General features: G+C 64.6%; 8 protein-coding genes. 2 read left to right on the plus strand and 6 right to left on the minus strand.

Features of this window, described 5'->3' with window-relative positions; genetic code table 11:
* Positions 1-76: 76 nt before the first annotated feature.
* From BLR77_RS13860 to BLR77_RS13885, 6 genes are all read right to left on the minus strand, one after another.
* Positions 77-3169, minus strand: coding sequence for an MdtB/MuxB family multidrug efflux RND transporter permease subunit (locus BLR77_RS13860; protein ID WP_074678681.1), 3093 nt, complete (start codon positions 3167-3169; stop codon positions 77-79).
* A complete protein-coding gene (locus BLR77_RS13865; RefSeq protein WP_074678683.1) occupies positions 3166-4395 on the minus strand; it encodes an MdtA/MuxA family multidrug efflux RND transporter periplasmic adaptor subunit in 1230 nt (409 codons plus the stop codon). The genes BLR77_RS13860 and BLR77_RS13865 overlap by 4 nt, the downstream gene beginning before the upstream one ends.
* A 165-nt stretch (positions 4396-4560) precedes the next feature.
* A complete protein-coding gene (tpx, locus tag BLR77_RS13870; protein ID WP_074678685.1) occupies positions 4561-5061 on the minus strand; it encodes a thiol peroxidase in 501 nt (166 codons plus the stop codon).
* 174 nt (positions 5062-5235) lie between these two features.
* Positions 5236-8916 (minus strand): translocation/assembly module TamB domain-containing protein, encoded by a 3681-nt coding sequence (locus BLR77_RS13875; RefSeq protein ID WP_074678687.1) that lies wholly within the window; start codon positions 8914-8916, stop codon positions 5236-5238.
* On the minus strand, positions 8913-10640 hold the full coding sequence (locus BLR77_RS13880) for an autotransporter assembly complex protein TamA (RefSeq protein WP_074678689.1): 1728 nt from the start codon (positions 10638-10640) through the stop codon (positions 8913-8915). The genes BLR77_RS13875 and BLR77_RS13880 overlap by 4 nt, the downstream gene beginning before the upstream one ends.
* A 68-nt stretch (positions 10641-10708) precedes the next feature.
* Complete coding sequence (locus BLR77_RS13885; protein ID WP_074678691.1) at positions 10709-11353, minus strand: GNAT family N-acetyltransferase; 645 nt, start codon at positions 11351-11353, stop codon at positions 10709-10711.
* A 137-nt stretch (positions 11354-11490) separates the two neighbouring features.
* On the opposite strand from BLR77_RS13885, the gene xthA reads away from it, so the two are divergent.
* Positions 11491-12303, plus strand: coding sequence for an exodeoxyribonuclease III (gene xthA, locus BLR77_RS13890; protein WP_074678693.1), 813 nt, complete (start codon positions 11491-11493; stop codon positions 12301-12303).
* A 101-nt stretch (positions 12304-12404) separates the two neighbouring features.
* Positions 12405-13787, plus strand: coding sequence for a substrate-binding domain-containing protein (locus BLR77_RS13895; protein ID WP_074678695.1), 1383 nt, complete (start codon positions 12405-12407; stop codon positions 13785-13787).
* Positions 13788-13832: the final 45 nt, after the last annotated feature.

The following is a 13832-nucleotide window of genomic DNA, read 5'->3' on the forward strand; positions in this document are numbered from 1 at the left end:
TCACGTAGGAGCGGCTTCAGCCGCGAATCCCCTGTACCTGCCTGTTCGCGGCTGAAGCCGCTCCTACGGGCCTGGGTCATACCGCCACCCCCGCTGCACTGCGACCACTAAAGCGGCGCGACAGGCGATCGAAGTACAGGTAGATCACCGGGGTGGTGAACAGCGTCAGCACCTGGCTGACCAGCAGGCCGCCGACCATCACCAGGCCCAGCGGCTGGCGTAGCTCGGCGCCGGAGCCCGAGGCCAGCATCAGCGGAATTGCGCCGAACAGCGCCGCCAGGGTGGTCATCAGGATCGGGCGGAAACGCAGCAGCGCTGCCTGGTAGATCGCATCCGCGGGCGCCATGCCCTGGTTGCGCTCGGCCTCCAGGGCGAAGTCGATCATCATGATCGCGTTCTTCTTGACGATACCGATCAGCAGGATGATGCCGATGATGGCGATCAGCCCCAGGTCGTTACCGGTCAGCAGCAATGCCAGCAGCGCACCGACGCCCGCCGACGGCAGCGTGGAAAGAATGGTGATCGGATGGATATAGCTCTCGTAGAGCACGCCGAGCACGATGTACATGGTGACGATGGCCGCCAGGATCAGCAGCAAGGTCGACGACAGCGACGCGCGGAACGCCTCGGCGGCCCCCTGGAACTGGGTGTTGATGCCACCCGGCAAACCGATCTCCTGCTCGACCCGCTCGATCACCGCCACTGCCTCGCCCAGCGATACGCCAGGCGCCAGGTTGAACGACAGGGTCACCGCCGGGAACTGACCGATATGGTTGATCAGCAGGCTGGCCGGCCGCTCCTCGACATGCGCCAGGGACGACAGCGGCACCTGCTGGCCGTCACCAGTGGCCACGTGAATCTGACGCAGTGCGGCCAGGCCGATACGCCCGCCATCGCGGCTCTCCAGCACCACGCGGTACTGGCTGGCCTGGGTGTAGATGGTGCTGATCTGGCGTTGGCCGAAGGCGTCGTACAAGGCATCGTCGATGACGCCGACGTTGATGCCAAGGCGTGCGGCGGCGTCACGGTCGATGTCCAGGTACACCTGCAGGCCGCGGTTCTGCAGGTCACTGGCCACGTCGGTGAGCTCCGGCTGCTCGCGCAGCGCCTCGACCAGACGCGGCGTCCAGGTTTCCAGCAACTGGCTGTCGGGCGACTCCAGGGTGAACTGGAACTGGGTGCGGCTGATGCGATCCTCGATGGTCAGGTCCTGCACCGGCTGCATGAACAGCTCGATACCGGGAATCTTCGCCAACTCAGGGCGCAGCCGTTCGATCACCTCGCTGGCGGTGACATCGCGCTCAGCGTGGCTCTTCAGGTTGATCAGCAAACGGCCGCTGTTGAGCGTCGGGTTGTCGCCATCCACACCAATCGACGAGGACAGGCTGGCCACCGCCGGATCACGCAGGATCACGTCGGCCAGGCGCTGCTGGCGCTCGCTCATGGCGCTGAAGGAAATCGACTGCGGCGCCTCGGAAATGCCCTGGATCACGCCGGTGTCCTGCACCGGGAAGAAGCCCTTGGGCACCGCCATATACAACAGTACGGTAAGGCCCAGGGTCGCCACGGCCACCAGCAGGGTCAGCGGCTGATGCTTGAGCACCCACTGCAGCCACACGCCATAGCGTTCGATCATGGCGTCGATGACGCCACCGGCGGCGCGATAGAAGCGCCCTTCCTGCTCGGGTTTCTCGGCCTTGAGCAGGCGCGCGCACATCATCGGCGTCAGGGTCAGCGACACCACCAGGGAAATCAGGATGGCCACCGCCAGGGTAATGGCGAACTCGCGGAACAGCCGCCCGACCACATCGGCCATGAACAGCAGCGGAATCAGCACGGCGATCAGCGACAGGGTCAGCGACACCAGGGTGAAGCCGATCTGCCGGGCGCCCTTGAGCGCGGCATTGAGCGGCGTCTCGCCCTCCTCCAGATGGCGGGCGATGTTCTCCAGCATGACGATGGCATCGTCGACCACGAAACCGGTGGCGATGGTCAGCGCCATCAGCGTCAGGTTGTTGATGGTGAAACCGGCCAGGTACATCACGCCGAAGGTGCCGATCAGCGACAGCGGCACGACGATGGAGGGGATGATGGTCGCCGACAGCTTGCGCAGGAACAGGAAAGTCACCATCACCACCAGGGCGATGGCCAGCAGCAGTTCGTGCTGCACATCGCGCACCGCGGCGCGGATGGTCTGGGTACGGTCGGTGAGCACCTTGACCTCGACGCTGGCCGGCAGGCCTTCGGTCAGGTGCGGCAGCAGCGTCTGGATGCGGTCGACCACGTCGATCACGTTGGCACCGGGCTGGCGCTGCACGTTGACCAGCACCGCCTGGTTGCGGTTGGCCCAGGCGGCCAGGCGCTCGTTCTCGGCACCATCGATGATCTCGGCGACGTCCTTCAGACGCAGCGCCGCGCCGTTCTCATAGTTGAGGATCAGCTCGCGGTATTCGTCGACGGATTTCAGCTGGTCATTGGCATCGAGCTGGGAAACCCGCGTAGGCCCGTCGAAGTTGCCCTTGGGCTGATTGACGTTGCTGGCGGTGATCAGGTTGCGCACGTCGGCCAGGCTCAGGCCATAGGACGCCAGCGCCTCCGGGTTGACGCGAATCCGCACGGCCGGACGTTGCCCGCCGGCCAGGGTCACCAGACCGACACCACTGGTTTGCGCCAATTTCTGCGCCAGGCGGGTATCGACCAGATCGTTGACCTGCGGCAGCGGCATCGTCTTCGAGCTCACCGCCAGGGTCAGTACCGGCGTATCGGCCGGATTGACCTTGTTGTACACCGGCGGCGCCGGCAGATCGCCCGGCAACAGGTTGCTCGCCGCATTGATCGCCGCCTGCACTTCCTGTTCGGCCACCGCCAGGGACACGTCCAGGTTGAAGCGCAGGGTGATTACCGAGGCGCCGCCGGAACTGGTCGAGGACATCTGCTTGAGCCCGGCCATTTGCCCGAACTGGCGCTCCAGCGGCGCCGTCACGGCACTGGTCATCACATCCGGGCTTGCGCCTGGATAGAGCGTCAGTACACGAATGGTCGGGTAGTCCACTTCTGGCAGCGCCGACACCGGCAGCAACCGATAGGCGATCAGGCCGCTGAGGAAGATCGCCACCATCAACAGCGTGGTGGCGACCGGCCGCAGGATGAACGGGCGGGAGATGTTCATGCGTCGTTCCGTGCTGCGGCCCGGCCTGACTCGCCGCGCTCTCTGACCTTCGGCGTTTGCTCGACCTGCGGGTCGACCACCTCAACCTCGCTGCCATCACGCAGGCGGTCGGTGCCCTCCAGCACCAATCGCTCGCCCTGCTGCACGCCCTCGCTGACCATGCTGCGTTCGGCGTCGCTGGCGGCGATGCTGACCTGGCGGATGCTCACCTTGTTGTCGCCATCCACCACATAGACGAAGGTGCCCTGCGTGCCGAACTGCACTGCAGCGGACGGGATGATGGTGGCCGCCTCGCGGGTTTCCACGCGCAGACGCACGTTGACGAACTGATTGGGGAAGAGCATCTGCTCGGCGTTGTCGAAACGCGCTTTGAGCTTGACCGTACCGGTGGTGGTGTCGATCTGGTTGTCCAGGCTTTCCAGCACGCCATCGGCCAGTTTCAGGCGCTCGCCCCGGTCCCAGGCCTCGACGGCCAGGATGGTGCCGTCACGGCGGCGCTGCATCACCGCAGGCAGGTCACCCTCGGGAATGGTGAAGATCACCGAGATCGGATTGGCTTGCGTGATCACCACCAGCGGCGTGGTATCGCCGCCGCTGACCAGGTTGCCGACATCCAGCTGACGCAGGCCAAGACGACCGGAGATCGGCGCACGGATCTGGGTGAAGTCGAGGTTGAGCTTGGCCGTGGCGACATCGGCCTGGTTGCTCTGCAGGCTGCCACGGTACTGATTGACCAGCGCCTGCTGGGTGTCCAGGGTCTGCCTGGCGATGCTGTCTTCGTCGTACAGCCCCTTGTAGCGCTGCAGGTCCAACTCGGCGTTCTTCAGTTGCGCCTGGTTTTCCTGTAGCGCCCCTTGCGCCTGCTGCAAGGCCACCTGGTAAGGACGTGGGTCGATCACCGCCAGCAGCTCACCGGCCTTGACCTCCTGGCCCTCTTCGAACAGCACCTTGACCAGCTCACCGTCGACCCGCGAGCGCACATTGACCGTGTTGTAGGAAGTCACCGTGCCAAGTGCCTTGAGTTCGATGGCGAATTCGCCCTGCTTGACCTCGGCCAGGCGCACCGGCACCGGCCCCATGTCGCCGAAACGGCCACGGCCCATCTGCTGGGTTTGCGGCTTGCTCGGCCAGAACCACCACAGCAGTAGAAGCAGCACGGCGAGCAACGTCAGGCCAATCAGCCATTGACGGGAGGTATTCGAGGGGGACGGGGAAGCGTTCGACATGGCAGGCGCAATATCACTTTTTGTGGGAGTCGGCACGATAAGCACTGGCCCGCGTCAAGCAAAGCCCATTTACCCGCTTTTTACGCTCCCCTTACGTTACTAACTGTTTGAGGCACAAATAAAAACGGCCTGCGAGGCAGGCCGTTTCATCGAACCAGCGGCGAGTTACTTCAGCACCGCCAGGGCAGCGGCGTAGTCCGGCTCGTGGGCGATCTCGCCAACCAGCTCGCTGTGCAGCACCTTGTCGTTTTCATCCAGCACTACCACTGCACGAGCAGCCAGACCGGCCAGCGGACCGCTGGCAATGGCCACACCGTAGTTCTTGAGGAAGTCGGCGCCACGCAGGCTGGACAGGTTGACCACACTTTCCAGGCCTTCGGCACCACAGAAGCGCGCTTGGGCGAATGGCAGGTCGGCGGAGATGCACAGCACCACGGTGTTGTTCAGCTGGCCGGCTTCAGCGTTGAACTTGCGCACGGAGGTGGCGCAGGTCGGGGTGTCGACGCTGGGGAAGATGTTCAGCACCTTGCGCTTGCCGGCCAGGCTGGCCAGGGTGACGTCGCTCAGGTCGCCAGCGACCAGGCTGAAGGCCGGCGCCTGTTGGCCGGCCTGCGGCAGTTGACCATCCACCTGCACCGGATTGCCTTTGAGAGTGACTTGCGCCATGGGAGTTTCCTTATCGTTCAGGGAGTTGAAGGGCAAATATGTGACATGGGGTTCACCGAGGCGAACGGCCCATCGAATGGCAGGTCACGGCCCGACCATGCGTCCAGACTAGCGCAGAAGCGCTGCCGATACACCCGCGGCCAAGTAGGGATTTAGCAAAAGACCGCGCGATCATCAGAAATCCCGGCGATAGAACAGGTCGAGCGAACTGGCCAGACCGCTGGCCGCCTCCAGGTACAGGCGCCGGCTCAGCTCGTAGCGCAGGGCGATGGTGTTGGCCGGCTCGAACACGCCCACGCCGTAACGCAGACTCAGACGCTCGGTGATGTTGCCGCTGGCCACCACACTGGTGGTCACGCCACTGCCCTCGGTGTCGAGCTGGAAATCCTGAATACCCAGACTGGTGGCCAGGCTGGTGGTGAGCGAACTGCTGCCGGCCAGACCGAGCGCCAGCGCGGCCTGGCCAAGCATGTTGTTGTCACCCGTGCTTTGCCCCAAAGGCCGGCCCAGCACCAGATAGGACAGCGCCTGTTCCTGGCTCATGGCCGGCTCGGCGAAGACCGTGGTGCTGGGCTGCTCGGCGCTGCCAGACAAGCGAATGCCGGCCACCACCGTGTCGACCCGGCGAATCGCCTCTACATCGAGGAACGGCTGGTCGATGGGGCCGGTGAACAGCAGGCGCGCGCGGCGAATGGTCAGGCGCTGGCCGTAGGCACGATAGCGACCATTGACCAGATCCAGCTCGCCACGAGTATCGAGGTTATCGCCGATATGCACGCGCCCGCGCAGGTCCGCAGTCAGGCCGAAGCCGCTGAAGGCCAGCTTGTCCTGCCCCACCTCGACATCGACATCCATGGCGATGCCCATGCCCTGCTCGGCCTCCGGTACGTCACGACCGACCACCCGCGCATCAGCGGAAACCTTCACCGTCGATGGCGGCAGTTCACGCACGCTGATCAGGCCACGCGGCACGCCAACCTTGCCGCTGACGGCCAGACGCTGGGCACGCAGCTGCAATTGCAGATCGGGCTCGACTTCCAGCTCGGCATAGGGCTCGACCTTCACCGGCAAGCGCTGCCCCTGCAACGCAAGATCGCCGCTCAGCCCCTCGGCCCAGGTCAGTTCGCCACGCAGATTGCCTCGCCCCTGCTCACCGCTGCGCCAGTCGCCGGAGAGCTGCACCCGCTCACCCGCGATCAACGCCTGCAATTGCAGGTTCTCCAGGCTGATCGGCAGTTCGCTGCCGGACAGCTCACCGCCATCCAGGCGCAGTTGGCCGTTGATCTGTGGCGCCAACAGGTGGCCGGTTATGCTGCCGCTGCCCTGTAGCTTGCCTTCGAGCTTTTCCGCCATCGGCACGAAAGGACGCAATACGGCCAGATCGAAACCGCTGAGACGAAACTCACCGCTGACCGGCTTGTTCGCAGGGCGCGGGTCGATCTGTGCCTGCAGAACCAGCTCCCCCAGACGAGCACTGACGAAGCGCAGTTCGCTGTCTACTCGCTGCGGGCGCAGGGTGCTGTCCAGGCGCAGGCTGTCGTAAGGAAAGTCCAGCCACTGCTCTTCATCCGGCTGACGAATGCGCAGATTGCCACCACCGGCATCGAGTGTGACCCGGCCATTGGGACCGCTGTCGGGAAGCTCGACCTTGAGCTGACCATCCAGGCGCCCCTGCCAGGCGAAATCCTCGGGCAGCCAGGGCTGCAGGCTGGCCAACGGGAAATTCTCCAGGCGCCAGTCCAGGCTGGGCAGCGGCATCAGTCGCTGCTGGCCGCCGCACAGACTGGCATCGCCGGATTGCCAGCAATGCGCGCCGAGGTTCAGCCGGCCACTGGCCAGGCGCTCCAGACTCGCCGCCTGCTGCAACTGCCAATCCTGCCCGCCGCTCTGCACCCGGCCGCTGGCGATACGCCCGCGCCAGTCGCCCTGCTCGCTGAGGTTGCCGTCCAGTGCCAGCGCCATTTGCAGCAGCGGGCCTTGCAGATCGATGTCCAGCGCCTGCCGGCGTTGATCGCCTCGGCCATCGGCCTGCAAGCGCCCAAGATAGGTATCGCCGATACGGATGCCGCGCAGATTCAAACCGATGCGCGCCTGCTGGCGGGCATCGAGCGTCGCGTCCAACTGCAGTCGCCGCAGGCTGGGATCGCCAAAGGCCAGACGCTCACCGCTCAACGCAAGCTGGCCTTGCGGCGCCTGCAAGGTGCCCGCCAGGGACAGCTGGCCTTGCACCTGCCCTTGCAGACCGGGCCAGAGTTGCCCCAGACGCGGCAAGGCCAGCTCCAGCTGACCACGCAAACGCTGATCCAATGCGCCCTGGCCGCTGACCCGGTTGTCGCCCAGGCGCACCAGCAATCGCTCGAGCTGCCACTGTTCGCCAGCACCTGCACCCTGTACCTGCAATTGCGCGGGCTGGCCACGCAGACGGCCGTTGAGGTCGATGTCGGCCTTGGCCTGCAGCGCACCGGCATTGAAGGTGCCTGTAGTGTTCAGCGGCCCGGCCAGGTTACCCGGCATCTCCGCCAACCAGTAACCCGGGTCGAGGGCGCTGAGCTGCAGCATGGCCTGCCAGTCGATACCTTCGGCAAAACCGACCTTGACCACCCCTTCGGCGCGGCCCTGGCCAGCTATCAATTGCAATTGCGGCAGACTCACCTGGCCGAGGTCGCCACTGACCGGACTGCTCAGGCTGAAGTCCCCAGCCGGCCCCTGCAATTGCGCCGCGAAGTTACCCAGGTAATTGCCTGCGCTGTAGCTGACTTCTGCCTGCAGGGTGCGCAACGCCACGGGTGGCGGCTCGTCCATCGGATAGAGGCGCTGCCAGGGGAAGTCCAGCCAGTCGAGCTGCGCATCGACGCTGAAGGCTTCGCTCCAAGCCAATTTGCCCTCGAGCTGCAGATGCTGCGCTTCGGCCTGGATGCGCAACAGCTCGATATCCGCGCCGACGGCATCGACACGCCCACTGAGTTGCAACGGCATCGGTGCCTGCTCGGCTGGCAGATTGGCCGTGCCTTCGATGCGATAGCCGCTGGCCAGATCACCTTTGGCCTGCAGTTGCAGCGCCTGCAAGCGCAGGGTTGGCGGCAAGGCGCTGCTGGCCTGGAAGTCGCGACTGGTCAGACGTAGCTCGGCCGGCAAGTGCTCGGCCAGCGCCTGCACCCTGCCTTGCAGACGCGCATCGAGATAACCGCTGCTGTCGGCGTCGAGTTCAAGGCTACCCTGCAGTTCACCGCCGATCTGCAACGCCACCTGCCAGGGTTTGCCATCGACCTCCGGCAACTGCAGACGCCCGCTCAATGCCAGCGGCCAATTGCCCTGTGGCGTCAGCCGACCGCTGGCATCCAGGCGCAAGTCATCACGCTGCACGGCCAGCCGCTGCAGGTCGACGCCCTGTTCGTTCCAGCTGGCAATCAGTTCGAGATCGCTCAGTTGCGCCTGGCCATCCAGACGCAGTTCGCCCAGCTGGATATCGCCCAGCTGCAAGCGCAGCGGCAGATTGAGGTTTGGCAGGCTGAGCGGCTCGCTGCTCGTCTCGCCGCCTGGCGGCAGGTTCAGCGCGGCCCGCTGCAGATGCAGGCGATCGATACACAGCGTCAGGCGCAGCAGGCAGGACGGCGACCAGGCCATGTCCAGCTGCTGCAACTCGACACGCATCTCGTCCTGCTGCCAGATCAGCGCATCGACCTGCCAGGCACCGCCAAGACGCCCTTCGAAGTTGTCGACTTGCAGACCTGGCACCTGCGCCAGCAACCAGCGGCTGCCACCTTGGGTACCGAGCAGCGTCCACAACACGGCGACGACCGACAGCAGCAGACAGAGCAGCCCGACAGCCACCCCTTTCAGCAGGCGCCGGGTCATAGCTCAGGCCCCATGGAGAAATGCAGGCGTACGCCGCCGTCGTCATCCAGCGCGTGGGCCAGGTCCAGACGCAGCGGGCCGACCGGCGACACCCAGCGCACGCCGAAGCCGACCCCGGTCTTGAGGGTGGGAAAGTCTAGCGAGTTGAACGAATTGCCCTGGTCGACGAAGGTCGCCAGACGCCACTTGTCGGTGAGGCTGTACTGGTACTCGGCGCTGGCGGCGAACAGATAGCGGCCACCGACCTTGTCGCCTCGATTGTTCTCCGGCGACAGGCTCTGGTAGTCGTAGCCACGCACGCTCTGATCGCCACCGGCGAAGAAACGCAGCGACGGCGGCACGGCAGAAAAACCATTGGTTTCGGTACCGCCGAACTGCACCCGCCCGAGCAGACGGTGATTGTCGAATACCGTGGTCAAACCTTTGAGCATGACGTTGCCATGCAACACATTGGCATCGGATAGCACACCATCGACTGCGCCGCTCAAGTCGAACTGCACGCGATAGCCCTGGTTCGGGTCGAGGCGATTGTCGCTGCGCAACAGCGAGTAGCTGACGCCCGGCATGAGCAAGGTGCTCAAGCCGGAATCATCCCCCAGGCGATATTCCTCACGCTGCCATTTCACCGACAGCACGCGCTGCCAACCGCCGGAACGCCGACTGTGCCACTCCGGGCCGAGGGTAAGCAGACGGCTGAGGCTGTCCTTGCTGGCCAACTCCTCATACTGATAGCCGCCCGCCAGGCGCAGCTTGTCGGTCAGCGGCGGATCGCCGGGAATGTCGTACCACAGACCGACGCTCTGCCGCGGCGCGGACAATTCGGTTTCCACCCCGTAGCTGTGCCCCTGCGGATTGCGCCAGTGGCGCGTCCAGTTGGCGCGCAGGCGTGGTCCGACGTCGGTGGAAAAGCCTACTCCCAGGCCCATGCTGCGCGGCTCACGCACCTGCAGCGCGACCGCGACGGGAATGCGCAACTGGTCAGCCTGGGTGGGAATGGCATCGACCCGCACCGACTCGAAATAGCCGCTCGACTGCAGCGCCTGGTATAGCTCGGCGATCAACTCGGAATCGTAGGGCGTGTCCGGGTCGAACGGCACCATGCGCAACAGCAGCTCTTCATCGAACGGGAAATCGCCGCTGAACGCGATATCACCCAGGCTGTAGCGCGGCCCGCTGACGAACACCAACTCGATGTCGGCCACCCCCGCGGGCGGATCGATTTCCAGGCTCTGCCGGGAGAATCGACCGTCGAAGAAGCCGTAGCGCGAGGCCTGATTCTGGATCAGCCGCTTGGCGTCCTCATAGCGCCCATGGTTGAGCACCGAGCCTGGCTGCATACGGCCGGCAGTGGGTACGCGAAAGGCAGACAGCTCGCTGGCAGGTCCTTCGATTCGAATGTCGACGTTGCGCAGGCGAATGCGCTCGCCGGGCTCGACCTCGAGCACCAAGCGTGGGGTTTCGCCCTCTTCGATACGGCTACGAATGCGCGCCTGATAATAACCCAGGGCCTGAGCCGCCTTGTCGGCCTCGCTCTCGGCGATACGCCGCAAACGCCGCAACGACTGCGCGTCGCGCCCATCGAGGCTGCCGACATAACCTTCGATATTGGCCTTGAGGGCCGAATTGCTCGGGGTGATTCGTACGTCGAGTTCGCTCGCTGCGAAGGCGCCCGTACTGATCAGCAGCAACGCCAGGCTGCGCTGAAGATGTCCATATACGCTCATGGCGAAGGATGCTACCACGGAGCAGAGCCCATGCCAGAGCCGTTACATTTGCTCCAGACAGCCGGAGTTCAGGCACTGGCTCTGACCACCGGTTGCGGGTTGGGATGAAAGAACACGTGCTCGACCACAGGGCCTATGGCCAGCTCGCCGATTTGCTCGTAGCCCTGGCGCCGGTAGAAATCCAGATAGCGAGCATTGCCGGTGTCCAGCACCACGCCTTGCGAGCCGCTGTCCTGGGCACACCAGTCATGCAGCGCCTCGAGCAACTGCTCGCCACGATGCTGCCCCTGAAATTCGGGGTGAATGCCCAGCAGCGGCAACACGTGGTAGGGGCCAGGCGGCAGGCTGCTGAGCACCGCATCGTGGTATTCGAGATAGCGCTTGGTGCAGCTGAAACCGGTGCTCAGCAGCATGCGCAGCCGCCAACCCCAGCTTTCGGTGATATCCAGGCGGCGCTGCGGTGGCGCGATCAGTGCTGCGCCGATCAGCCGGTCGTCAATCAACAGGCCGATGGCCGGCTGGTCTTCGGCGAAGTGCTGCTGCACCAGTTCGCGAACCGTAGCGCGTACGCGCTGGTCGAACCCCGGTCGCTCCGCTTCGAACAGGTAAGCGAAGGTCGGCTCGTGACGATAGGCATGGTAGAGCAGCGAACGGACCTCGCGAGCGTAACCGCCATCGAGCATGCGCACTTCTGCTGGAGCGTTGTTGGGCATGGCAGACCTCTGTTGTTATAGGTTATGGGTCAGGTGGGGTTACAGCCAACTTAGCACCACCGCTCGACAGCCGCCAGGCGCTGGCCGCCAGCGCCGAGGATCGGCTAGCATCGCCTTTTGCCCAGGACCCGCTGCCCATGAAAATCGTCTCCTTCAATATCAATGGCCTGCGTGCGCGCCCTCATCAGCTGCAAGCCCTGATCGAGAAACACCAGCCGGACGTGATCGGCCTGCAGGAAACCAAGGTGGCCGATGAGCAGTTCCCCGAGGCAGAGATCCGCCAGCTCGGCTACCACGTGCATTACCACGGGCAGAAAGGCCACTACGGCGTCGCCCTGCTTTCGCGCCAGGAGCCGCTGAGCCTGCACAAGGGTTTTCCCGGCGATGGAGAAGACTCCCAACGCCGCTTCATCTACGGCACCTTCGCCGATGCCAATGGCAACCCGGTCACTGTCATGAACGGCTATTTCCCGCAGGGCGAAAGCCGTGATCACCCGGTGAAGTTCCCGGCCAAGCAGCGTTTCTACGCCGACCTGCAGCAACTGCTGGTGCAGCACTTCGATCCGCAGCAGGCGCTGGTGGTGATGGGCGATATCAACATCAGCCCGGAAGATTGCGACATCGGCATCGGCGAGCCCAATCGCCTGCGCTGGCTGAAAACCGGCAAGTGCAGCTTCCTGCCGGAAGAACGCGAGTGGCTGGCGACCCTCAAGAGCTGGGGCCTGGTGGACAGCTTCCGCCACCTCAACCCCGAGGTGAATGACCGCTTCAGCTGGTTCGACTACCGCAGTCGCGGTTTCGAGGACGACCCCAAGCGCGGCCTGCGCATCGACGTGATCCTCGCCAGCCAGCCGCTACAAGCGCGCTTCAAGGATGCCGGCATCGACTACGACCTGCGCGGCATGGAAAAGCCGTCCGATCATGCGCCGATCTGGCTGGAACTGGCGTGAGACTGGGGCGCGCGCAGAAAGCGCGCCCTGTAACATGACTGCAACTCGACTGACTTAATCTGCGCGGCACTTTCTCCCACCCACTAGAAGGTGCCTGCCGCATGCCGCGCGCCCTGCCTGCCGTCGACCGCGACCTCTGGGGTCGTACTCTGTCCCTGCTGCTGATCGGTTTCATCTGCTACGCCCTGCCACTTTCCGTCCTCGCCGCACTACCAGCCTCCGAGGGCAACCGACCGGTACTGCGCATCCAGGGCTCCAACACCATTGGTGCCAAACTCGGCCCGGAGCTGGTCAAGGGGCTGTTCGAAGCTCAAGGCCTGCACGATATCCACAGTGAAAACGGCGCCCGGGAAAACGAGCAGCGCCTGCTCGCGCGCCGGGCCGACGGCCGCCTGGTGATCGTCGAAGTTGCCGCCCACGGTTCGGGTACCGGCTTTACCTCGCTCAAGGATGGCAGCGCCGACCTGGCCGCCTCGTCGCGACCGATCAAGGATGGCGAAGCCGCGACCCTGGCGCCCCTTGGCGACCTGCGCAGCCCACAGAGCGAACAGGTCATCGCCATCGACGGCCTGGCGATCATCGTCCATCCATCGAACCCGATTGGGACGCTGAGTGTCGAGCAGATCGCGCAGCTGTTTTCCGGCGATATCGACGACTGGGCAGCACTGGGCGGCAAACCCGGCAAGGTTCGCCCCTATGCGCGCGATGACAATTCCGGCACCTACGACACCTTCAAGGAACTGGTGCTGGCTCCGGGCGGGCACACACTCGCCGCCGGCGCGCAACGCTTCGAATCCAGCACCCAGCTGTCCGACTCGGTCAGCAGCGATCCCAATGGCATCGGCTTCATTGGCCTGCCCTACGTCCGTCAGGCCAAGGCTGTCGCCGTCGCGGCTGGCAATTCTCAGCCGATGCCGCCGAGCACCACACTGATCGCCACCGAGGATTACCCTCTGGCCCGCCGCCTGTTTCTTTACAACGACCCGCAACTGGCCAATCCCTGGGTGCGCGCGCTGATCGACTTCGCCCACAGCCCACGCGGCCAGGCCATCGTCGACAACAGCGGGTTCATCGCCCAGACCGTCCAGGCGGTCAAGGTCGCCGCGGATGCGCAGATGCCAGCGGAATACCAGCAACTGGCCCAGCAGGCGCAGCGCCTGTCGGTGAACTTCCGCTTCCAGGAAGGTAGCGCAACGCTGGATAACAAGGCCCACCGCGATCTGCAGCGAGTGCTGGACTATCTCAAGCAGCACGACAAGCTGCAGGACAAGGTGGTGCTGGTAGGCTTCGGCGACCCGAAGAGCGACCCTGAGCGCGCCGAACTGCTGTCGAAACTGCGCGCCATGGCCGTGCGCCGCGAGCTGGCCAAACAGGGCGTACTGTTTCGTGAAATCACCGGCATGGGCAGTGAGCTGCCGGTGGCGGCGAATGACCGGGACAACGGCCGCATTCGCAATCGCCGCGTCGAAATCTGGGTCTACTGACGCCGGAAAATATTTCTCGTCAGGGGGCTTGGCAGTCTATCCACT

The sequence above is a fragment of the Ectopseudomonas alcaliphila genome, from assembly GCF_900101755.1.
Taxonomy (GTDB): Bacteria; Pseudomonadota; Gammaproteobacteria; order Pseudomonadales; family Pseudomonadaceae; genus Aquipseudomonas; species Aquipseudomonas alcaliphila.